Origin of the sequence: Marinobacter sp. DUT-1, from assembly GCF_050379415.1 — a bacterium.
GTDB lineage: Bacteria > Pseudomonadota > Gammaproteobacteria > Pseudomonadales > Oleiphilaceae > Marinobacter.
This window is the reverse complement of the sequence record NZ_JBNRLS010000001.1, coordinates 406,758-429,001: the sequence shown is the minus strand read 5'-3', so window position 1 is coordinate 429,001 and position 22,244 is coordinate 406,758. Positions and strand designations below refer to the sequence as shown.

The window sequence follows — 22,244 nt, the reverse complement described above, 5'->3', positions numbered from 1 at the left end:
AACGGAACTTTGTAGTCAACCCTCTCTTACACTCTCGAATGGATTATATGCCCTATAAAGTGCTTGTATTTATGCCAGTTTTTCTACTAGTCTCTGGTGCTTAAAGGCCCGTCATCCTCGCAACATGTCTTCGAGTTCGGGCGGTAAAAAAAGATCAAGGAATTGAAATGGGCAGAACCAAAAGAATCCAACTTATTAAAGTTAATCAATGGCTGCCAAGTTGGGATAAAGTTCAGTGGAGAGAAGGGCTGGAGAAGCCTAGAGCAAATTTTTTCATCGCATCAATTCCATTGGAAGAGCTGAGGGAACTTGCAGCAGTAACGACGCGAGATGTGTCACAGCGCGCAGACCCCAACGCTATCCACGGGTACCAGCGATTGCACGAGGTTGTACGGTCGAAAAAGATCAATCGTTTTGTCCATTACGGGTATCCCCTTTCAACTAGCCAAGGTTTGGATCCGGATCAGCATGGGCATTTGAGAAATCCTGGTTGGTTGCCAAATGCGATCATCGTAAACATCATCCCTCCAGGCCAGAAACGTTCGAAGGATGGAAAAGAGGTTTCCGTTCCAGAAGCTTTGGGTATGAAAATAATCGAGGAGGGAGATTTTTCCTTTCTTGAGTACCCTTCGTCTGATGAGATCTTTAAATATCGGGAAAACAATAACAGTTTTGCCGAGCCAATAGAGATAATAGATGGCCAACACCGGTTATTTGCTGCGGACTACGGCGACCGCTTTGGTGACTCCTATGAAGTTCCTGTGGTTCTTTTCGATAACTTGTCTCTCGGTTGGCAGGCTTATCTATTTTGGACCATCAATGTAGAGCCGAAGAAAATTAATGCGAGTCTTGCGTTTGATTTGTACCCCGAGTTGCGCCGGCAAGAGTGGCTTGAACAGTCCGAAACCATAAAGATATATCAGGAGCATCGCTCTCAGGAAATGACAGAGGCTTTGTGGTCACATCCACGCAGCCCTTGGAGCGGCCGGATTGAGCTTCATGGTAGAAGAAAGAAAGGGCACGTTTCCAATGCCGCCTTTATTCGATCGTTAAACTCCAGTTTTATAAAAAGGTGGAATCGCGGAGAGAAGGTTGGTGGTCTTTTCGGTTCAATCCCTAAAGCAGATGGCAGTGCTCACAGAGTAATTCCTTGGAAACGGTCGCAGCAAGCCGCGTTTCTTATAGTGATGTGGAACTCAGTAGTCGATGCAGTAGAAAAGAGTCAAGCTGATTGGAAACGTTCCCTTTCAGAAGTGGAGCAGCGTGATCTACTGCAAGGTCTGCCTGCCGCCTTTGCGGGGGAGCATACGTTGTTAGCTACTGACCAAGGCGTCAGGGCAATACACAATATATACAACGCAATATTCCAAGACATTCCTGAAGAGTTGGAGCTCTCCAGTTGGCATTCGAGTGATGAGGTACTTGAAAGTCCGACGGAGGAGAGTATCGATCTTGCTGTCAAATCTTTCGGGAAACTCTCCAAGGCCAATAAAGCGATAGCTGACATTGCCAAAGCTCTTGTCGACGGGTTTGACTGGAGGTTGTCTTCTGCGCCAGGTCTAGAAGACGATGAGAAGAAAATTCAGTCCGCATATAGAGGTAGCGGCGGCTATAGTCTCATGATGCGAGAGCTACTGAAAATTCTGAGCAATTCCAAATCGTTGGATCCAGTGATAGTTGAGGCGGCAAAAGATGTTTCCTCGACTTTAATTAAGTGAGGGCAGAATGAGTAATCAAAAGCACTCACGAGGAAAAAAAGGTCCAAAGAAGGTTCCGACACCAGACTGGAAGGCCATTGCAACCAAATCAAAGCATGAAGGGGCGGTTGGTGGATTTGCTGGATTCAAAGCCGGGAAGGTTCTGTGTGATAACCATTCCAACTCCAAGTCACGCTCTGAGGTAGAGATAGATCTAGCTGCAAGGCAGTTAGAGCACTGTTTGGAAGCTTGGAACTTTCTGTCGCAAGCTGCATGGGCGTTACTTAATGCGCAAACAAACCAAGCAATTCATATGGCGTATTATACTGAGGTACGTGCGGCCGATTCTCTCTTGGCTTCAACTGGTATAGCTGTTAAGAGCATGCCAAGTTATTATTTGAGCCAAGGGGATGTGCGTTACGACATTAAGGGAAGGCAGGCGGGCACCCACTCACTTATTCGTAACATTTGGCCGTATTGGTGCAAGCGGCCTGATGCTGAATCGATATTCAATGATTTGCGAGTCGTTCAATCGGTAAGCCTCAAGGACGTTGGTGACACACTTGGGCTAGGTGCTGGTCGGCAAAATAAGCTTTTGTCTTGGGGATATGAATTGGTGAACTTATCAAAGGATCATCAATCTCGGAATACCGCAAGCTATGAGGTGCTAAGTTCATACAATGGAATAGAGTCTCTGCAGTCTAGAGACTACAGAGAGTTACTAGCCAAAGTCTGGCAGCATATGGCGCCTGCTGGAAATGAAGGTCAGTTTCGTTTCGAGGTTCTTTATGCTCAATATTTAATATGGTCATATTGTCATGACTTTGCGACCCAACCGAACGTCCAAGATTATGAGGCTGAGTACCTTGTTAAATTTGATTCGATTATCAACAGAATGTCGACCAATACTGGTGTTCCTGAGCCCACTCTACGGATGGCATTAGATTCTGGTTCAGAAAAAGATCCTCTGTTTGAGATCTTTGAGTTAGCATCGGACCAAAAGGCTGAAGCAGAAAATGTTTTTGTCCGTGCCTTTATATTGGCGAGATTAGCGACAAGCAAGCTAAATACTAATTTAAGTGTTAGCGGTTGTCATAATGGTCTGGACTGGATCAGAGCATGGTTGTATGAGATCGGTGTTCTGAATGATGGAGATGCGCCGGAAGATGTCGCTTTGAACTCAGAACAGTTGATTGAAAATGCGATAAGTGTTGCAGATGTCTCTTTACGGCGTGTCTGGTCCGATGTATCGGCAGAGGCAGCGACTACCTGCCGTTTAAACTCCGGAATTTGTTGGGGGCTTGGGTTTTAAATCAGCTATAGCCACATTTGATTAATATTTCATCATAGTGACCTCTGAATTCAGACTTTCCTGAGATTGCATTCTTCCTTTTTTTGGGTATTTGAATGAAGTCTCTATAGAGGTCTTTTATTGAATCGTGGCTGGCGTTTGTTATTAAAGCCATAGCTCCCCGGTCTACTGCGCGAGTAATAGCATTTTTTAGTCGCATTTGGTCATCCCAAGAGAAGAGCTTTTCATTGTATTTTATGAATCCATTATGATTGTGCTTGACAGTATACGGAGGATCAATAAACAAAAAGTCTCCTCTCTTTGCTGCATTAATGGTTTCTTCAAAATCTTGATTCATTATTGTTGCTTTTTTTAAAGATTCAGAAACCAGGTCAAACCTGTCAGTATCAAGAAGGACTTTTGTTTTTGTGCCAATTGGCACATTGAACTGACCTCTAAGATTAACCCGGTACAAGCCATTCCAGCATGTTCTGTTCAAATAAATAAACCGAGCAGCAGTATCTATGCTTCCTGAGGGAAGATTTGATCGGACCTTGTAGTAATATTCTTTACAATGGTTCTTGTGATGTTCTTCTAGAAGTCGTAGGACGGACATCCAATCATTTTGGATTGCAAGAAAGGTCTCAATCAGCTCTTCGTTTGTATCTGATAGGAGTGCGTCTGCTGGTTGCAGGTAAAAAAATATCGCTCCACTTCCCAAAAATGGCTCAATATAGCGACCTGTAAAACTTGGTATAATGTTGCTGCACTCTGGTGCCAGCCAGCGCTTACCGCCTGCCCATTTCAAAAATGGTAAAACCGTTGTGTTATTTTTTGGGGAGTGCATGGTGGTTTATAATCGGCACTAGTGAGTTTGTAGAAAGTTTGCTGGGAAAAATCGTCTGATTAGTCGGTTTTCTCCAGTCAAAGCTGGGTAAGGTTTGAGTAAGTTGGAGCCAAAAAGTGGTCGTGTTCTCGCAACGCGTAAGTTACTCTCGCTGAATGATTTTATCAAGCTTTGGCCAAAAAAGCGGTAAGCCGGGTTGGATTGTTTGTTGGCTCTTGGTGCAAGTCGAATTTAGGAAAACCGGAGCAGATCTATTATTTGGATGCACAGGCAAGCCTGAACCTTCTCGTCGAGTACCAGCTTCCGGCTAATCGGGTAACGTGGAAAACCGGGACAGATCTATTTTCAGCCCCGGTTTTCCCTAACATTGTCGGCTTTTGAAACCAGGTTGCTAAACCAGCGGTATTGAGTTGAATAGACCTGGCTTTCGGATCGGGTCTTTTCCTGTGCGCTACACTTCCAGACAACAGTTATCTTCTCAACTGTCAGAGTGGGAGAGTCACAATGCAGGACTACGAACTCTATTACTGGGGCCTGCCCTTTCGCGGTAATTTTATTCAACTTTTTCGGGAGGAGGTTCGGGCGGATTACCGCAAGCTGGATGCCAGCGAGGTCTACCCTGATAAAAGCCTGAACATCCGGTACCCCGGGACTGTAGCCTGACGTCTGAAAACAACAGAAATGGACCTGGAGTCCTCTATGAAACCCGCCCAACGCCTAGGCAGTTCTCTTTCCAGCCCTGATTTTGCAAGCCTGCAGGGTGTCTGGCGTTCCCAGGGTTACGGCACTGTGTTGCTGATCGAGGAAGATTGGTACACCCTTTTTGAAGAAACCAGCATCAGCTGCCTGAAGATTCATGCGGGCAGTATTGAAGAACTTGGCCACTATTACGAAGATTTGGCGGTGTCCCCTGGTGGCCAGGCGTTCAGTGCCCATCGGGTAACTGGAGTAGCACGCATCAGATTCCGTCGCCTGAAAGGATTGCCCGCCAGTGTCACTGAAAGTCACAGGCACATGGCAAAGGATCCACAATACAACTTTGACGTTTTCTGGCGAACCTTTCACGAGCAATACGCCCTGTTTGAACTCAAGGGTGTGGCCTGGGACCGGGCGCATCATGACTATCTTCCCCAGATTAACGCGAACACATCACAGGAAACGCTCTTTGCCATCATGGTTGCGATGCTACGGCCCCTGAAGGATGGCCATATTCGTCTGCATTCACCCTGGGGTCATTACAGCGCAGGTGCCCAGCCGGCGCTCTTCAGGCGGCTGACACAGGAACTTGAAGACGCCAATGATGACCGGGGGCTCACCAGCTACCTGGGCGAACTCAAAGAGTCGGCGCGTGACGTGATCCATGAGGATTATCTCGCAAGCGCCGTTAGCCATGGCGGCAACCGGCTGGTGGAGTGGGGACGCCTTAATGACCTCATCGGTTACCTGAACATCCGGGCCATGGCCGGGCAAAGCGGCAAGTCAGGCAAACCGGCTGCGGATCTCGGTGCGGTCGATAGTGTGATGAAGAGGGTGCTGGCAGATGTTGGCGAGCTCCCCAATCTGGTGGTCGATCTTCGCAATAATGGTGGGGGGTACGATGGTGTTGCACTGCGCTTTTCAGCGTACCTGATGGATCGCAAACGGCTGGCTTTCACCAAGTCAGCCCGTCATGGCAATGGATTCACTGGAAAGCAGTCTGTCTATGTCACGCCTGTCAATGAGACTTACCAGGGCAACTTGTTTGTGCTGACCAGCGAGCTAACGGCCAGTGCCGCAGAAATCTTCGTGCTCTCTTTGCTTCAGCATCCCCGTCTCACTCTTATTGGCGAGCCTACCCAGGGCATCCTTTCCGACACGCTCGAGCGCCATCTGCCAAATGGCTGGCACCTGACCTTGTCCAATGAAATCTACCGGGCCTACGACGGTGAGATATACGAAGATGTCGGCATCCCGCCACACATCCGTCTCAAGTACCTTGGCCGAAAAGGGCGCGAGGAAGGCAAAGACCCGATGCTGGAGCGGGTAATTAAGCTGGTCGGCGGTTGATGGTCGAAGTATTAATCACGGGGTTGGCGTTTTGAGGAAAACCGGGTCAGATTCATTTTCACGGTTCTTGTCAAAGCGGGGCGAGCTTTGGGAAACCGCTACGAATCTATGCTCTGAATACACATTTTCACGTTCGCTCGCCCTGCAGCTGCCCCACATAAGCAGCGATAAAAGCCGTTTCCTGAAAAGCCTTCAAACCCGTCTCGGCAAACGCAATGGGCAGCGGGTTGGCTGCCAGGGTGGACTTGATCAGGGCCGGGGGCAGCAGGGTCACCGTCAACTCAATATCGCTGATCAGTTGAATGGCGGCTTCCATTTTGAAGCTGATGGCACCACCGGCAAATTTGCCTTTGGGCATCCGCTCTTTGATCGCGACACTGGAGACCCCGTACTCGGCCATTAACGCCGAAAAGGCCGCCTGGAACCGCTGCAGATCTTCACGGCTATGGTTTTTTGGCAGTGACAGTTTGCGCACCTTGCACTCCGGCAGGTTGAACTGCCCCCTGTCCATATTCAGCAAACACACCACCGCATCGCTGCCAGTCAGCTCAACCCCGCAAACAATCATAGCCATTGCCCTCTAGTCCCCGGCTGTCGTTAGCCGCAGCACTTCTTGAATTTGATGCCGCTACCGCAGTTGCAGGCGTCGTTTCGGGAGGGCGGTTTTACCGTGGTGACCGTTCCTCCTTTATTCAGGATAGCGGTGAGCTCATTGATAGATTCAACGGCGCCCTCGCGGGTATCAACCGAAATAGTCGCATGCAGCTTCGCCCGGGCCACCTGTGCCTCAACCTCCTGCTTGCGCGCCTCACTGGTAACCACCAGTTTTAGCGGATACTTCCGGCTGCCACTCTTCTGGCTGGCGTTGGTCTGAAAGCCGCCGTAAGCGGTGTGGTGCTGGCGTGCGTCCTGCCGGCCCTTGAAGAAAAATTTGTCTGACATGGTGAGATCCTGGTGGGGAGAATGCCCGAGCTAGTGCCGGGGGGAGTCTTTTAGCATGGTTGTGGGCACGGGGATATAGGGAAAACCGGGACAGATCTATTTTAGATGGGTTTAGGGGCATAGAATTGGCAAGTGGTATCAACTGGGAGCTCATGTGCCCCCAGATAACAAATGCAGCGAAAGGCTCCGATTATGCACGTGGATAAAGCAAAGAAGCGTATTGCAAAGCAGGTTAAGAAGGGCTTTCACGGCTATCCGTTAGTTTCGCTGGAGTACTTTGGTAAAACGCCGGATTCAGCCAGCGAGGTTGTTATTTCATATACCGAGGAAGAGGGCGCGGAACCCCAGAAGCAAACGTTTGTGAGTGGGGGTGATGCCCGGGAAGACGAAACCATTCAGTCCACCCTCCTGAAAATCATTGAGCGGGCGGATGCCAAAACGGTGACTGAGGTCGACGGCATTTCCACGCTCAGTGAAACTTGATCATAGACAGGCCCGGACGTCGTCCCCAACGGCAATGTCACCCGCTTCAACCACCCGACCGCATTGGGGGGAGGGTGTTTAGCAGGGTTTGAAGATGGGTTGGTTCAGACATCGGCGCGCTCTTACACAGGGGCGAAACAGCTCCGCCCAGAGGCCTCGACAACTACTCATTGGCTACCTTCTTAAGCCATTCCACGCCAAAGCGCACACCAAAACCCTGCAAGTCAGTCGGTATCTGTGCCAGCCCGCCCGGATGGGTGCCAGAAGATGCCATATCGACGTGAACCCAGCCGATGTCTTTGGCGACGAAACGGCCAAGTAAACGTGCTGCGTAGATGTGGTCACCCGGCCCTTTGGTCCTGCATTGTAGGGTATCGGCGACTTGCGATTCCAGATCTTCGTCGTAGTCATCTTCATAGGGAAACGGCCAGACCCGTTCACCGCAACGCTCACCCGCCTGAATGAGAGGCTCGACCCAGTCACGGCGGTTGGTTATCGCCCCTGCCATTCGTTGTCCCAAAGCAGAGACGACAGCACCCGTCAGGGTTGCGTAATCAATGATCGCGCGTGGTTTTCCCCGGGATACAAGCGCCAGGGTATCCGACAGCACCATTCGACCCTCGGCATCGGTATTGATAAGCTCGATTGTGGTTCCATCCAGGGCGGTAATGACATCGTTACACTTGACTGCCCGCGAACCGATATGATTTTCTGCCAATGCCAGCCAGCAATCCACCGGCTGATTAAAGTTCATACGGGTTATGGCCAGGAAGGCACCCAGCGCCACGGCACTGCCCTGCATATCGCCGTGCATGCCCAGCATACTGCCGCCCACTTTCAGATTGCTGCCACCAGTGTCGAAGCAGATGCCTTTACCGACCAGTGCGAGAGGCTTCCCTTCAGCTCCCGGCGGGCGGTATTCCATGTGAAGTATGCCTGCGTCTCTGACAGGGCTGGCTTCGACAACCGAAAGAAAGGCACCGGCGCCCAGCTCTTCCAGTTTATCCCGGTCATAGAACTCTGTTTTCCAGCCCTCCTGGCGGGCAAGCGATTCGGCGAAATCCCGATAAATACCCGGTGTGAGGTAATTGCCCGGCAAATGGGTTAACCAGCGAGCCAGGTTATTGCCCTCAGCCGTTGCTTCAGCGTACCCGAAGTCAGCGTTACCAAGGTTCCCGAAATAGCGCATGGCTTTGAGGTTATTTGGCTCGGAAGCTTTGCCCGTAATTTTCGGCAACTGGAAAAGTGCTGCATGGGCTGCAGCCAGGAGGGCCTCAGTCATCGCACCTGCGGCCACCTCATCATCAAGCAGGCAAAGAACATTTATCTCTTCCAGCCGGTCTGCTATTAGCGGCCCAATAACTTTACGCGCCAGAGTCAGCGCCTTAAATGTCTGAAGTTGATCCGCCACGAACACAACCACCGCCCTCTCACCTCCGGGCATGGAGAGAAACACCGGGTTGGCGGTTTTTGGATAGGCTGATAGGCGATTTTCGAGAATGTCGGACCAGGGCGTCTGGTCTATCGCTTTCCGGTCAGCGTCGGGAATCAGGAGGACCACACCTGAACCGGATTCGAAGTCCCAGTCCGGGGGAACCGGTTGGTCTTTCTGGAGCAACAATGGCGATAATCCGGGTAATTCAGGCTTCATTGTTGAAGCTCCTATGAGGGCTGAAAATATAGCTATAACTATAGTTGGTTTTCCCGTACAAACAGGCATGCAAATCAGCTTACATTTAAAGAATTTTGCTGCATTTCAGAGCAGGAAAGGGGCTCTCTTAAGATATGAAGGCATTCACAAATCCGGTTGGTTCCGGAACGCTCTGGTTTAACAACCTCTCTACCGCCGAAGGCACGCCAGTTGCCTATGATCCGCAGGCGCGGGCTTTCGTGCCTATGCCTCCATTTTGTGCTAATCGCGAGGTCATTGGCTGCAACTGGATAGCGCCAGAGGAAGGCGCCTTCTGCCGATCCTGTGCCATGACGGCACTGGCCCCGGCCCCGGAAATTCCCAATGCCATCTCTAATTGGGCAAAAACAGAGGCGGCAAAACGCTGGGTCATCGATAACCTGGGCCGCTGGCACTGGTTCAGGCCGGAGGATCCGGGAACCAGGCCCATTTTCCATATGCTCGCTGACGGTCACACGATTGCTGGCATGGGCCATGGCGACGGCGTGGTCACCATCAGCGTTTCCGAGGCTGACCCTGTTGTCAGAGTCACTCGAAGAGAGGCCCTGGAAGAGCCTTACCGCACCATGATCGGGCACATGCGCCATGAGATTGCCCACATGCTCTGGTGGCGATTGAGTTTGCGGGAGGATTTTCTGGCGGCATTCCGGGAAATGTTTGGCGACGAGCGAGCCGACTACACGGCAGCTTTGCAGAAATACTACGATCAGGGGCCACCCCAGGACTGGGAGCTGTTTTACCTGACGTCCTATGCTTCCGCACATCCTCATGAGGACTGGGCAGAGACAGCGGCCCATCTTTTGCACCTTACTGACATAACTGACAGTTTTGTGGCATCAGGTCTTGTCTCTCCCGAAATGCCCGGACACAACTGGGACCCCTATGCCGAGCCTGATACGGCTTTGCTGGTACGCGTGGCCTCGGCTTTGGCAACGCGAATCAACCACATCAACCGGTCCATGGGGCTCTCGGATGTTTATCCGTTCGTGCTGTCTGAAACGGCCCATCGAAAACTGGCGTTTGTTCATGACTGGTTACGTCGCGGGGCTCAAGGACGTTGAATCAATGGTAGGTGGAAAAGCTTAGGTACAATCCACCTCCGAATTTAGGAAAGCGCATCTAGGAAAGCGGGACAGATCTATTATTTGGATTCATAGGCAAGCCGGCATCGTGTCGTCGAGCGCCGGCGTCCGGTTTATTGGGTAACCTGGACCGCTTTTCTGGAGTCATTCCCCTTTCCCACTCAGCTTCATCTCCCGGCGCTGGCAGAAACCGGCCAAACTCGACATCTGACTGGCGGGAATGTCCTGCAGATAGATCCAGAGGTCCTCAACCGTTATGCCCGCCGCTATCTGTGATTTCTGCTGCAAAGCGATCACCGCTGGTAAGCTTTAAGCGGAACTCGCCGGAAGGAGTGCCGTAATGACATCGCCCATTGAAAGTGTTCAGAGCCCCTGGGTCAGGTTTCTCGCACATCTGTTCGTGATCCTTGTGGCCTGGACCATCTTTATTAAATACCTTTTCCCGATCGGCTTTGCGATGGCGAGCAATGAGGCGTGGGCAACCTATATCTACTGGGATCTGTGGCCGGTTGCGCACCTCTGGCTGGCCTGGGCGTTGTTGGCAAGGCCCTGGTACACGCGCCTGCTGGCCATTGGCATGTCTGTGGCTGAAATCCTGATCATCACCACTCTGTTCATCTGGTTCCTGGCGGAGCCGGAGTGGTCTATCTGGCGCACGAACTGGTTCGTGAATAAGGTGTTTGTGCTGGCCGCGTTTGTTCTGGTGTTGAGTACGGCACTTTTCCGGCCAGAGACGCTGAAGGCGCGGATCAGGTGAGGCGTTGGCGGCATCCTGGACCCCACGGTTAATCCAGACGGACAGCTGTAATATCTCCGCCTCGGCCTATCCCGACGACAACCGGGAATGACACAAAGTGGAAACGCGTCGTGACATTGTCGTCATGCACGGCAAAGCCGAACGTATAGGTGTTACCGCGCTTCAGGGCGATGTCGTCGTCATGGCCGGTGTCAAGCGGTCTGATCCAGGTCACAATCCAGCTCCCATCTTCCCACTTGCCGGTAACCCTGGCGTTGTCCGCCGCCGACCCTCGGGCGTCTACGCGACTAAGCAGTCGGCCTGGAAGCACGTCGCCTTCTTTCCACCCGGCGTCGGGATCATAGGGAGTCGCGTTATCTTCGCGGATCAGGGCCGCGGGTTCCGGGCCAGTCTCTATATCCGAGACGGTGAGGGATTTCCGGCCAACTTTCTTGGGATCGAACATAAATTCAGGGGTCATGGAGTCGCGATCGACGTTCCAGGAGAACGGGTTTTTTCCTTCGTCGAAAAGGCGGTATCCGAGTACAAAGCCGTCGTCTGCCATGTCGACCGGGTTGCTCCGGGCTGCACGCCACTGCATCAGATCCAGGAAAACACCCTTATCCTTGAGTTTCGCCAGAGCTTCGGGGGATTTAACCTTGTCCCAGCTCGCGGATGTGTCGGTACGGGAGTCAGGAAGGTACTTGCGCACGTCACTGCGGCCCAGGCGACCTTCTCCCAGGTACGGGTGGGACCGGACCGCTTCTGATGGAGGTTCGCCCGGCATGTCCCGCATGCCGTTGTGGCAACTGAGCCAGCAACCCTGCTCGGCAAAACCTTGTACATCGCCATCGTCGATCATGATCGCAAGTCGGTCTTCATAGAGGGGCGGCTCCAGTCCCTGACGCACACGCTTTGCCGATCGTGGACCGCCGTAGAAGGCCCATGCCTGGCCATCGTAGCGCATGTAGTTGTGCATCACGCCGGGCCGTTCCGCCTGGGTCTTCCAGTGGAACCGGAGGTACAGGTTTTCCTCGTCGTGAGCAGCCTGGACAGCCAATTCGAGTGACCCTTTCTTGCCATCGATCGGATTGGGTTCCAGGCGGCCACCCGAGACAATTTCGTTACCCATGCGTCGTTCCGAGTCACGGTGGCAGCGCTTGCAGGCGGTGCCGCGTCCGACCATACGGGCACCGCGGTGCTCCGGGCTGTGTAACCACTGGAAGCTCGATTGTCCGGGATAGAACAGGGTAACTTTTTCAACGGGAACCGATGTCCAGTCAACTGGTGTTGTGGTGTCAGCCAGAGCGGAAGCTGCTGAAAAGTTAGCGGTAAAGGCAACCACGGCGAGGTATCTCAGTGAAGTCTGCAACATGGTGCATCCTCGGCAGGATAGGTGGGTTCCGACGGCGGGACTTTTTATCTGCCCTGGAAACGCTCGTCCATGCCCACAACATAGACTACGATGCCTGTGTGGGAAACTGGGCAACCCAGGACGGGCAACTCGGGACAGATTCATGTTCCGTATTTTCCACCGCGCGGCGCTCCCTCAAAGTGCTCTATAGCAAGGTGAAATCTATCGATGCAGAAGGGTTTGCACCTTTAATTCATGGAAAACAGAAGCCAATCGGGCGCCACTGCAAGGAGCAAACGGTCTGTCTGGTGGTGTTTTCCGGCAGGCCTGCTGTGAGGGGGCGGTTTGGCTTACGGGGCGCGCGACGGCCTGCCCTGTGTTGCCTGGCGCCTCAGGACAGCACCTGGCCGCCGTCCACCACCAGCGTCTGGCCGGTTATCCACCGGGCCAGATCGGAGGCCAGGAATAACGCCACGTCGGCGACTTCCTCCGGCGTGCCCAGGCGCCCGAAGGGAATCCCGCCGCGAATACGGTCATAGAGCTCCGGGTTGTGCTGGCGGGCCTGATCCCAGACGCCGCCCGGAAACTCGATCGAGCCCGGGGCAATGCCATTAACGCGCACTTTATGCGGCGCCATGGCCACCGCCAGGCTGGCGGTGTAGTGAGCGACGGCGGCCTTGATGGCCGCGTAGGGGGCGGTGCGTGTCGAGGCGTGCAGGGCAGCGATGGAGGCAATGTTGATGATCGTACCCCCGGTTTCCTTGAGCGCTGGCAGGCAAGTATGGCCGGCACGAACCGTGCCCATCAGATCCACCTCGACGCTGCTCAGCCAGCCTTCTTCGTTGTCCTCCCGCCCGAAGGCCGAGGCGCAATTGACCAGCACGTCCAGACCGCCCAACTCGCCCATGGCGCTCTGCAGATAGGTTTCCAGCGCAGCCTTGTCGCCGATGTCGCAGGGGGCCACATGCAGCTCCAGCCCCTCGCCCGCCACTTCTTCCGCCAAGGCGTCCAGGGACGCCTGCCCGCGCGCGCACACGGAAACGCTGGCTCCAGCCCGGGCAAATCCCAACGCGATGGCTCGGCCAATACCCTTGCTGCCGCCAGCGACGATGACGCGCCGGCCCTGGAAATCAAACATGATTGGCTGCTCCTGTTTTCCCATTAGGTTTGGTCTCGCCTCTGGTCGCTCCAGTGGCTCGAAGCTCTGGCTACTTTACGCCGAAACGTGGATAGGAGGAAAACCGGGACAGATTTAAATTTCGCGGTCTCCCCGATGGTTCAGCATTAATTTGACTCGCTACCAACCTGCTTTGAAAGTCGGTTAACATCGGATACCAATGCACAGAACGGATGCTGTGCGAGGAAAAGCAAGGAGAAGCTGAAGCCAGACAGACCCGGGTGATTGTGCCCGGTTTTACCAGGACTCTGTGAAAGACGAGATTGCATGATCAAAGGAAGGGAAACAGACTAGCCAGATGAAACCACTCTTTCTGATCGTTGCTTACCTCGTCGCCGTCACCCTGCCGTTGCTCCTGTCCGCCCTGGTCGGAGGCCCGCCACGCCAGTTCCACCAGGAGTTGGCCTCCGGCCTTGGCATTCTTGCCTTCTCGATGATCCTCGTGGAATTCATCCTGTCCGGCCGTTTCAAGGCCATTTCCAATGACGTCGGCATGGATGTGACCATGCGGTTTCACCAGATCATGGCCCGCACGTTACTGGTCTTTGCTGTGTTGCACCCGTTGCTTTACCAGGGGACGCCAACAGGGGGTGAGCGGCCCTGGGACCCCACACGGCAATTGACGCTCACGACTGATTTTGCCGATCTGTCGACGGGCATTGCCGCCTGGCTGCTGCTTGCAGGCCTTGTTGTCATGGCCATCGGGCGCACCCAACTGGGCTACCGGTACGAGACGTGGCGCCTGTTGCACGGGCTCGGCGCGCTCCTGATCGCGTTGCTGCTGTTGCACCATACCGTGTATGCCGGGCGTTACGGGTCGCAGACTGTGATGACCTGGGTGTGGCTGGTCATGACGGGCGTGGCGGTTGGGTCACTGCTGATGGTTTACCTGGTGGTTCCCTGGTTGCAGAAGGCTCGCCCCTGGCGGGTGACGTCCGTCGTCCGGTTGACGCCCAAGCAATGGGAAGTGACCGTGACGCCCGACGGTCATGATGGTCTGGATTACCAGGCCGGGCAATTCGTCTGGTTGAATGTGGGGCACAGCACCTTCTCGATGAAAGAGAACCCGTTCTCCATGTCCTCAGCGCCGGCGGGCGGGCCGGAAGTCTCTTTCATGATCAAGGAGCTGGGAGACTTCACACGAACCATTGGTGAGATAAAACCTCAAACCATCGCCTATCTTGACGGCCCCTATGGCAATATTTCTGTTGATGGTCGCGAGGAACCCGGGGTCGCGCTCATCGCCGGTGGCGTTGGCCTGGCTCCGCTGCTGGGCATACTCCGGCAAATGCGCCTGACCGGCGATTCGCGCAAGGTGAAGGTGATCTACGGAAACCGGATCATCAACCAGATCGCCTACCATGAGGAGTTGGGTGATGAGGATGTGGTCTATGTGCTGTCGGAACCGCCAGAAGACTGGCAGGGTGAGACCGGCTTCATCGATGGCCAGCTGATGGATCGTGTGTTTTCAGAGAATGAGTTCCGCGACTGGGTCTTTGTGATGTGCGGGCCGGCGATCATGATGGATATCGTTGAAGATCACCTGAGCAAGCGGGGTACACCTCCTCAGCGTATCCTGGCGGAGCGGTTCAGCTATGATTAAACCAATCAGGCGGTTAAGCCAGCGTCGGCGGCTATCCTTGATCATCTGGGGTGTGAACATCACTTTATGCCTGTTCCTTCTGGTTTTTGTGTTGCGCTGATTCAGGGCAGGGCAATTACCCCCCGGGCTCTGATTTTCCGGATGGCTGGCGGTCGACACACCTGGCAACTTGACACTCTTTAAAGCGGTAACAATAGTTGGTTATCACAACTTCATTGGGTTGCTATGGAGAGCATCGATGAAAAACACTTTTTGTGCCCTCGCTTTACTCACCACCCTGGGACTGATTGGGTGCACCTCAACCGGCGCCAGCGGACCGAACGACGCCCAAGGGCTGCCTGCTGCAGCAAGGGCGCAGTTTGAATGCGCAGACCGCAACGACAATGGCCACATTGACCAGAGTGAGCTGGTTTACCTGCGTCAGTGCGGGATTGGTGAAAACCTCAAATGCGGTGAGGAGCAACCGGTACTCGAAGGGCGGCCGCCTGCCGGGGACTTTGAACTGGGGCTCCGGATGATCCAGGTCACGGATGCGGATGCCGACAACCGTATCAGCATTCGCGAATTCCGCGCTCACTGCGCAAGATTGGATCGCGCGCATCAGGACTGAAAGGATTTCAGTCGGCGGAGGTAGAGTACGAGTGTCTTGTTCAGGTCCGATTCATAAGGAATGCGCCTCTCTTACTATTTTGTAACCTGTTGAAATATAACTAAAATTTAACAGGTTGCTTCGCATGTATTTCTGATAGTCTCTAATGGTTCACAAAACTGACAAGTAACGGATGGGACGATGGAGGCAATGGCTTCCTTCCCGTCATACTGGGCAGGTCAGACCACCTGAACAATGGGATTTATGTCAATGAAAATGAAATCACTGCTCGTTTTTTTATCTCTGAGTGTCACCTCATTGGGTGCCGTTGCGGATGACACAGCCGACGCCGCGCTAGGTGGAGGTCTTGGCGGAGCGATTGGGGCTGCTATCGGCAACGAGGTAGGTGGCAGAGATGGTGCTATTCTCGGCGGTGCGGTCGGTGCGGCAACGGGAACAGCCATTACCACCAGAGATCATAGAGAATACTATCGCGACCATGATCGCCGTCGTCATGAATATGACGATCGCCGGTCTTACCGTAAGTCTGGTGGCCATTTCTGCCCACCGGGCCAGGCGAAAAAGGGCAACTGCTGAGACGCGACAAGCCCGCCATTTGAACTGTGCGCTTAAAAAGCCTTCCCCCAACGGGAAGGCTTTTTTATTTTCGACCGGGAACCACCTACTGAGGTAGTGTTTTAATCCGGCTATGGGTTCCGCTTTCTGTTCTAGACTTTACCCGTGCAATTGTAATGCTCATCAGGATGTAACGATGATCAATGTGTGCTCAGAAGAAGCCTTGTCGGAACTGCTGCAATCGAACCCTGCGGTTCTTGTGCTCTTTGGCGGACCGCACTGCGGTGTCTGCCAGGCCATCAAGCCTCAACTCGAAAAGCTCGCGTGTGATGAGTTCCCGAAACTGGTGACGGCCTACATTGATTGTCAGGAAGCCGCCGCCCCGGTGTGTGCTGCCCGCGGTATTTTTTCTCTGCCTGTGGTCCAGCTGTGGTTTGGCGGGCAGCGATTCGCGGAATTCGCGAGGGTGTTTTCTATTGGCGAGGTGCGCTCGGCTCTGGAGCGGCCTTATGGGCTCGTGACTTAGGTGAATGCACTTTTTATTCTACGGTCCTCCCGGCAGTGAACCGACGCTACTGCCGAATAAACGCCTCGGTCAAAATGCCGAGGTGATGCCGCAGGGTCTCTGAAAAATCGATCTGAAACACGGTCAACGGCTCCACCTGCATGGCTTTTCGGGCGGGCTCCGGCGGATGGGACATGTGCCAGCAGCCGATCAGCGCCTGCTGGCACTGCATCAGATATCGCAGGCTGGCGGCTTCTTCCTGATTCGTCGCCGCAACGATGACGGCTGTGACACGGCGGGTCTGGGCGAGCAGGAACAGTTTGAATTCCCGGGCCTCCTCCTCGCTTAAACCAGTTTCGAGGGCAATGTGGAGGATGGCGTTCAGGCCACAGAACACGGGATGGGCCAGAATGCGGTCAACGAACCGGTCAGGGAAGCCCTCCGGACCAGCAGCTTCAACGTCTGATGTCCAGTCCGCCATGGCACGACGGTACACGGCAATAAACAGCAGTTCCTTGCTGCGGAAATAACGATACAGCGCGGCCTTGGTGACCCCGGTTTCACGGGCTACATCCGCAAGAGTCAGGCCGTGGAATCGGTGCTCCAGAAACAGTTTTTCCGCCGCATCGAGTATCTGTTGTTCCCGCAGCGCCTTGTCCGACTGGGACCGGGCGCGCTGTTTACCACCACATAATCTGTGCTTCAAAACCACCTCAAAGTACTCGCTCGTTGGCCGATATCAGGCCTGCAGCCAGCCGGCCAGCCGACGTGTCACGGTTCGGGGCGAGAGTTTACCAGACCAGACCATCAGCAGGTTGCGCAGCCCTGGAATGACGATGGCTTTTCGGCGCTGGGCCAGAGACTTCTTCACAACTGCTTCCGCCGTCATAGTGCCGGATTTGAACAGTTTGGTGTTGGTCATGTTGGCTTCTTGTGCAAACTCCGAATCGGTGGCTCCGGGGCACAGCGTGCTCACGGCAACGCCTGAATCCCTGAGTTCTTCATGCAATGCTTCGGAGAAGGACAGCACGAAGGCCTTCGTAGCGTAGTAGATGGCCATGTTCGGTCCGGCCTGGAATGCCGCGGTGGACGCCACATTGATGACAAAGCTGCCCGGCTGCTTGCGCAGTGAGGGCAGCAATTGCCAGGTCAGGGAGACCAGTGAGGTAATGTTCACCTGAATCATCGCCAGCTGACGTTCGAGGGCGAGATCGGCAAAGGCACCGCGATCGCCAAAGCCCGCGTTGTTGATCAGGCCAGACAGCGCCCAGCCGCCCTCGTTGATCTGCCGGGCCAAGTCGTCTGCGCCCGCGTCATCCGCCAGATCGGCTATCAGGACAACGGCCTCGATTCCATGCTGCTGCTTTAATTCGGCGGCCAGCTTATTCAAGCGCTCTTCCCGTCGCGCGACCAGAATCAGGTTCTGGTTTTCAGCCGCCAGTGCCCGGGCGAAGCGTTCGCCAATGCCGGCACTTGCGCCGGTAATAACCACATACGACATGACTTTCTCCGTTTAAGTGAATCATGGTCACTTAATGTAAGCGGGCAGTCGAGGTCTGTAAATGACCAGTGGTTACTTAATTTGGATGAATTCGCTGAATTGGCCATTAATGACAAGTACATTGTCCCCTTGTCCTCTCACGGCAGTGGACTTCCCGCCCGTATGATGATCTCACAGACATCACGTTTCCCGGGGGGCACCATGATTGCCAAGCAAACCAAAGCCGATGTTCACCCGATTCCGGCGCGTAATGCAGCTCGAACGACCACACCCAGGGGTATGATCCCCGAAGTCCGGCAGCCGGATTTTGATCTGGCCGACGACGTGCCCAAATACTGGTGGGACAACGATCCGGCCAAAACGCTTCTGTTGGCCGCCCTGTCTTCCAGCTTTCCGCCCGGTGAACGCTTCTTTATCGACTCGGTACGCCACTACCAGAAACAGATCACAGACCCCGAATTGAAAGAGGCGGTGCGTGGCTTTATTGGCCAGGAGGCGCACCACTCGAAGGAACACAAGGCCCTCAACGGGTATATGCAGGATCGCGGTATCAATCTCGATCGCCTGGAGCGGGAGATTCAGGGCCTGATGAACTGGATGCGCGAGCACTTCAGCCCGGAGCGTCAGTTGGCCCACACGGTGGCCGTGGAACATTTCACCGCCCTGTTAGCCGAGGAATTTCTGCTGAAATACAACGCCTTGGAAGAGATGGACCCGCGCATGGCACCCATCTGGGCCTGGCACGCGATTGAGGAATCCGAGCACAAGGCCGTGGCTTTTGATGTTTACAAGACCGTTGGCGGCAGCGAGTTTGTTCGAGTGACGGAAATGATGGCGGTGAGTGTGATGTTCCCGCTGTTCGCCGGGATTCACCTGGTTCAGCTTATGAAAGAAGATGGCCAACTCTTCAACGTAAAGTCCTGGCTGGGCGGACTCAATTACATGTGGGGTAAGCCCGGTGTTTTCCGTAAGCTGTTGCCGTCCTACTTCAAGTACTACAGCCCCGATTTCCACCCCTGGAATCACGATGCGCGTGATCTGGTGGAGAAGGCCAAGCGCAAATGGTTGGCACCGGTTATGAAAAAGGCTTCCTGAGGGTGCTCTCTCCTGTAGTAGTCCCTTAATACCCGCTTCACCATCGCCGCTGCTACTGTTTCCAGACCTGGCAACACAAGCACAAGGAGATAGCCATGAGCGGGAAGAAGATTCTGATGATTACCGGTGATTTCACCGAGGACTACGAAACCATGGTGCCGTTCCAGGCACTGCAGGCTGTCGGTCACACGGTTCACGCCGTTTGCCCGGACAAAAAAGCGGGCGATACCGTGGCCACTGCCATCCATGACTTCGAGGGCGACCAGACCTACACGGAAAAACCGGGCCATCGGTTTGCCCTGAATGCGGATTTTGACGGGCTGGACCCGGCAAAGTACGACGCACTGGTGGTGCCTGGCGGTCGTGCCCCCGAGTACCTGCGCCTTAACAAGGATGTGCAGAATCTGGTTCGCCATTTCTTCGAAACCAACAAGCCGGTGGCGGCGATCTGCCACGGTGCTCAGTTGTTGGCCGCAGCGGGTGTTCTGGAGGGTCGCAAATGCTCTGCCTATCCGGCCTGCCAACCGGAAGTGGAACTGGCCGGTGGGACCTTCGCCGGTATTGAGGTTGATCAGGCTGTAACCGATGCTAATCTGGTAACAGCGCCCGCGTGGCCAGCCCATCCGGCCTGGCTGGCGCAGTTCTTCCAATTGCTGGATCAGTAACGCTGCAGGGGCCAGTCCACCGGCCCCTCAGCGCTCTCAGGCACACCCAGGGAGGCCGTCATGTGCAAGCTCTTTATCAACGCCGACCCGGAGCTTTGGGTCAGTCGGACCCACTCCCTGCGTATTGACGGCATGGTGACCAGTGTGCGGATGGAAAACGCCTTCTGGCAGGTACTGTCAGAGCTGGCCGAACGGGATGGTATGAACCTGCCGCAGATGATCACCCGGCTTTACCACGAATCCATTGATGCCGGCCATGATCTCGGTAATTTCACATCCTTCCTTCGGGTTTGTGCGCTGCGTTATCTTGAACTGCAACTGAGCGGCGACGTTCCGAGGGATACCCGGGTACCGATTGCCTCACTTGATGCGGACCGTATTCTCGCCGGCGAACCCGGTGAGCCGGCAACCCCGGAAGTGGTGAGCAAAGCAACGCACTGACCCCAAAACGAAAAGCGGGCGGGCTGATTTTTTGCTGACAGCGAAAGACAACAGCATTTGCTAGTATTGCCCTCCTTTATCCTCAAACCGATACAGCCCCGCAAATGAATGCTCCCTTCACACTGCGGCCTTACCAGCAGGAAGCGGTCGATGCCACGCTGAGGCATTTCCGCCAATCGGATGAGTCTGCCGTCATTGTGCTGCCCACCGGTGCCGGTAAAAGCCTGGTCATTGCCGAGCTGGCCCGCCTTGCCCGGCGCAAGATTCTGGTGCTGACTCACGTCAAAGAGCTGGTGGAGCAGAACCATGCCAAATACCAGAGTTATGGGTTGGAAGGCGGCATCTTCTCCGCCGGGCTGAAGCGCAAGGAAAACAAGCATCAGGTGACCTTTGCCAGTGTGCAGTCCGTCTCGGTGAATCTGGATCAGTTCCGGGATGAGTACTCGCTGGTCATCATCGATGAGTGCCATCGGGTCAGCGGTGAGGAAACCAGCCAGTATCAACGGATCATCGAGTTGCTGCGGCAGCAGAATGACGCCCTCAAGGTGCTCGGACTAACCGCCACCCCCTATCGATTGGCCATGGGCTGGATCTATCGCTATCACTACCGGGGCTTTGTCCGAGGCGATCAGGATAAGCCCTTTCAGCATTGCATTTACGAACTGCCGTTGAGCTACATGATCAACTGCGGGTATCTCACCCGGCCCGAGCTGGTGAACGCGGCGGTGGCGCAATACGATTTCTCTGCGCTGCCTCAGGACCGCTTTGGCGAATACGCCGAGAGGGACGTCAACCAGCTGCTGAGCAAACATCGGCGGGTGACCCGGGCCATCATTGAGCAGGTGACGGAGCTGGCCGCTGACCGCAACGGGGTGATGATCTTTGCGGCCACGGTGGACCATGCACGGGAGATCACCGGCTATCTGCCGGAGCACGAAACCGCCCTGGTGACCGGCGCGACCGATTCGAATGAACGGGCGCTTCTGATCCAACACTTCAAACAGCGGCAGTTGAAGTATCTGGTGAATGTCTCTGTGCTCACCACGGGCTTTGATGCGCCCCATGTGGACTTTATTGCCATTCTTCGTCCTACCCAGTCGGTCAGCCTGTATCAGCAGATCGTGGGCCGTGGTCTTCGTCTGGATGAAGGCAAACGGGACTGCCTGGTGATTGATTACGCGGGCAACAGTGTGAACCTGCATCACCCGGAGGTAGGGGAGCCGAAACCGAACCCGGACAGCGAGCCGGTGCAGGTATTCTGCCCGGGCTGTGGTTTTGCCAATATCTTCTGGGGCAAGACAGACGTTGACGGCCGTGTCATCGAGCACTACGGGCGTCGGTGTCAGGGGCTGCTGGAGCCTGCGAAAACGGATGAACCTGCCGCGCACAAAGGACGCCCTGAACAGTGCGATTATCGTTTCCGTTTCAAGGAGTGCCCACACTGCGGAATCGAGAATGATATTGCGGCCCGTAACTGCCTGCAGTGCCACAAAGCCATCATCGACCCGGATGATCAGTTAAGAGATGCGCTGAAGCTCAAGGATGCCATGGTGATCCGCTGCGCGGGGATCGCGTTAAGCGTTAATGACGGCAAACTGAAAATCACCTATCACGGCGAGGATGGGGAGGAACTCAGCGAGTCGTTTGATTTCGGCAAGCCGGGCCAGCGCACGGTCTTTAACAAACTGTTCGGACGTCGTTTCGCGAATAGCCAGGCCCCGAAAGAGTTCCGCAGGATTGATGAGGTGCTGGAGATACAGGCCTTGTTGCCGGCGCCGGACTTTGTCATTGCCCGGAAGCAGAAGCACTATTGGCAGGTGCAGGAACGGATTTTTGATTATCAGGGCAATTATCGTAAGGCGAATGAGGCGTAAGGACGGGTTTTGCTGGCCCGGTTTTCCATAAGTCCACACATCAGCATACC

General features: G+C 54.5%; 23 protein-coding genes. 14 read left to right on the top strand and 9 right to left on the bottom strand.

Translation table 11 applies throughout. The features are described 5' to 3' along the window. The first annotated feature begins 167 nt into the window (after positions 1-167). Together ACQUTG_RS01990 and ACQUTG_RS01985 are read left to right on the top strand one after the other, a co-directional pair. Entirely contained in the window at positions 168-1,718 is a 1,551-nt protein-coding gene (locus tag ACQUTG_RS01990) for a DGQHR domain-containing protein (RefSeq protein WP_428917801.1), read from the top strand. Positions 1,719-1,725: 7 nt separating this feature from the next. Then, complete coding sequence (locus ACQUTG_RS01985; protein WP_428917800.1) at positions 1,726-3,009, top strand: hypothetical protein; 1,284 nt, start codon at positions 1,726-1,728, stop codon at positions 3,007-3,009. A gap of 1 nt (position 3,010) precedes the next feature. Here the strand turns inward: ACQUTG_RS01985 and ACQUTG_RS01980 are convergent, their stop codons facing one another. Beyond that, positions 3,011-3,835: a DNA adenine methylase gene (locus tag ACQUTG_RS01980; RefSeq protein ID WP_428917799.1), complete on the bottom strand. Its 825-nt coding sequence runs from the start codon at positions 3,833-3,835 to the stop codon at positions 3,011-3,013. Between the two features lie 504 nt (positions 3,836-4,339). Here ACQUTG_RS01980 and ACQUTG_RS01975 point away from each other — a divergent pair. Then, positions 4,340-4,498, top strand: a complete 159-nt coding sequence (locus tag ACQUTG_RS01975; protein ID WP_428917798.1) for a hypothetical protein — start codon at positions 4,340-4,342, stop codon at positions 4,496-4,498. Between the two features lie 36 nt (positions 4,499-4,534). After that, positions 4,535-5,881 carry a S41 family peptidase gene (locus ACQUTG_RS01970; protein ID WP_428917797.1) on the top strand — a complete coding sequence of 449 codons (1,347 nt, stop codon included), beginning with the start codon at positions 4,535-4,537 and terminating at the stop codon, positions 5,879-5,881. Positions 5,882-6,008: 127 nt separating this feature from the next. On the opposite strand, the gene ACQUTG_RS01965 is transcribed toward ACQUTG_RS01970, so the two are convergent. Continuing rightward, complete coding sequence (locus tag ACQUTG_RS01965; protein WP_428918443.1) at positions 6,009-6,449, bottom strand: DUF3010 family protein; 441 nt, start codon at positions 6,447-6,449, stop codon at positions 6,009-6,011. Between the two features lie 29 nt (positions 6,450-6,478). After that, entirely contained in the window at positions 6,479-6,823 is a 345-nt protein-coding gene (locus tag ACQUTG_RS01960; protein WP_428917796.1) for a PBPRA1643 family SWIM/SEC-C metal-binding motif protein, read from the bottom strand. Positions 6,824-7,015: 192 nt separating this feature from the next. Here ACQUTG_RS01960 and ACQUTG_RS01955 point away from each other — a divergent pair, with 192 nt between their 5' ends. After that, positions 7,016-7,306 carry a hypothetical protein gene (locus ACQUTG_RS01955; RefSeq protein ID WP_428918442.1) on the top strand — a complete coding sequence of 97 codons (291 nt, stop codon included), beginning with the start codon at positions 7,016-7,018 and terminating at the stop codon, positions 7,304-7,306. Positions 7,307-7,469: 163 nt separating this feature from the next. Here ACQUTG_RS01955 and ACQUTG_RS01950 read toward each other — a convergent pair whose 3' ends face one another. Continuing rightward, on the bottom strand, positions 7,470-8,957 hold the full coding sequence (locus ACQUTG_RS01950; protein ID WP_428917795.1) for a M17 family metallopeptidase: 1,488 nt from the start codon (positions 8,955-8,957) through the stop codon (positions 7,470-7,472). A gap of 134 nt (positions 8,958-9,091) precedes the next feature. Between ACQUTG_RS01950 and ACQUTG_RS01945 the strand changes: the two genes are divergently transcribed. Together ACQUTG_RS01945 and ACQUTG_RS01940 are read left to right on the top strand one after the other, a co-directional pair. Beyond that, positions 9,092-10,057, top strand: coding sequence for a zinc-binding metallopeptidase family protein (locus ACQUTG_RS01945; RefSeq protein ID WP_428917794.1), 966 nt, complete (start codon positions 9,092-9,094; stop codon positions 10,055-10,057). A gap of 361 nt (positions 10,058-10,418) precedes the next feature. Further along, positions 10,419-10,835, top strand: coding sequence for a hypothetical protein (locus tag ACQUTG_RS01940; RefSeq protein WP_428917793.1), 417 nt, complete (start codon positions 10,419-10,421; stop codon positions 10,833-10,835). A 28-nt stretch (positions 10,836-10,863) separates the two neighbouring features. Here the strand turns inward: ACQUTG_RS01940 and ACQUTG_RS01935 are convergent, their stop codons facing one another. Both ACQUTG_RS01935 and ACQUTG_RS01930 read right to left on the bottom strand, forming a co-directional pair. After that, positions 10,864-12,189, bottom strand: coding sequence for an ethylbenzene dehydrogenase-related protein (locus ACQUTG_RS01935; protein ID WP_428917792.1), 1,326 nt, complete (start codon positions 12,187-12,189; stop codon positions 10,864-10,866). Between the two features lie 370 nt (positions 12,190-12,559). After that, complete coding sequence (locus ACQUTG_RS01930; RefSeq protein WP_428917791.1) at positions 12,560-13,306, bottom strand: SDR family NAD(P)-dependent oxidoreductase; 747 nt, start codon at positions 13,304-13,306, stop codon at positions 12,560-12,562. A gap of 337 nt (positions 13,307-13,643) precedes the next feature. Between ACQUTG_RS01930 and ACQUTG_RS01925 the strand changes: the two genes are divergently transcribed. Both ACQUTG_RS01925 and ACQUTG_RS01920 read left to right on the top strand, forming a co-directional pair. Continuing rightward, positions 13,644-14,948: a ferredoxin reductase family protein gene (locus ACQUTG_RS01925; RefSeq protein WP_428917790.1), complete on the top strand. Its 1,305-nt coding sequence runs from the start codon at positions 13,644-13,646 to the stop codon at positions 14,946-14,948. A 238-nt stretch (positions 14,949-15,186) separates the two neighbouring features. Then, a complete protein-coding gene (locus ACQUTG_RS01920) occupies positions 15,187-15,558 on the top strand; it encodes a hypothetical protein (protein ID WP_428917789.1) in 372 nt (123 codons plus the stop codon). Positions 15,559-15,891: 333 nt separating this feature from the next. Here the strand turns inward: ACQUTG_RS01920 and ACQUTG_RS01915 are convergent, their stop codons facing one another. Then, a complete protein-coding gene (locus ACQUTG_RS01915; RefSeq protein WP_428917788.1) occupies positions 15,892-16,095 on the bottom strand; it encodes a hypothetical protein in 204 nt (67 codons plus the stop codon). A 214-nt stretch (positions 16,096-16,309) separates the two neighbouring features. Between ACQUTG_RS01915 and ACQUTG_RS01910 the strand changes: the two genes are divergently transcribed. Then, positions 16,310-16,639 (top strand): thioredoxin family protein, encoded by a 330-nt coding sequence (locus ACQUTG_RS01910; RefSeq protein WP_428917787.1) that lies wholly within the window; start codon positions 16,310-16,312, stop codon positions 16,637-16,639. Between the two features lie 46 nt (positions 16,640-16,685). Here ACQUTG_RS01910 and ACQUTG_RS01905 read toward each other — a convergent pair whose 3' ends face one another. Together ACQUTG_RS01905 and ACQUTG_RS01900 are read right to left on the bottom strand one after the other, a co-directional pair. Further along, positions 16,686-17,330: a TetR family transcriptional regulator gene (locus ACQUTG_RS01905; protein WP_428917786.1), complete on the bottom strand. Its 645-nt coding sequence runs from the start codon at positions 17,328-17,330 to the stop codon at positions 16,686-16,688. A gap of 27 nt (positions 17,331-17,357) precedes the next feature. Continuing rightward, positions 17,358-18,119 (bottom strand): SDR family NAD(P)-dependent oxidoreductase, encoded by a 762-nt coding sequence (locus tag ACQUTG_RS01900; protein WP_428917785.1) that lies wholly within the window; start codon positions 18,117-18,119, stop codon positions 17,358-17,360. A gap of 201 nt (positions 18,120-18,320) precedes the next feature. Between ACQUTG_RS01900 and ACQUTG_RS01895 the strand changes: the two genes are divergently transcribed. The 4 genes from ACQUTG_RS01895 (at position 18,321) to ACQUTG_RS01880 (ending at position 22,194) form a co-directional block, all read left to right on the top strand. Then, positions 18,321-19,214 carry a metal-dependent hydrolase gene (locus ACQUTG_RS01895; protein ID WP_428917784.1) on the top strand — a complete coding sequence of 298 codons (894 nt, stop codon included), beginning with the start codon at positions 18,321-18,323 and terminating at the stop codon, positions 19,212-19,214. A 95-nt stretch (positions 19,215-19,309) separates the two neighbouring features. Then, complete coding sequence (locus ACQUTG_RS01890; protein WP_428917783.1) at positions 19,310-19,879, top strand: DJ-1/PfpI family protein; 570 nt, start codon at positions 19,310-19,312, stop codon at positions 19,877-19,879. A 60-nt stretch (positions 19,880-19,939) separates the two neighbouring features. Continuing rightward, positions 19,940-20,320 carry a ribbon-helix-helix domain-containing protein gene (locus ACQUTG_RS01885; RefSeq protein ID WP_428917782.1) on the top strand — a complete coding sequence of 127 codons (381 nt, stop codon included), beginning with the start codon at positions 19,940-19,942 and terminating at the stop codon, positions 20,318-20,320. Between the two features lie 104 nt (positions 20,321-20,424). Further along, a complete protein-coding gene (locus ACQUTG_RS01880) occupies positions 20,425-22,194 on the top strand; it encodes a DEAD/DEAH box helicase family protein (protein WP_428917781.1) in 1,770 nt (589 codons plus the stop codon). The last annotated feature ends 50 nt before the right edge of the window (positions 22,195-22,244 follow it).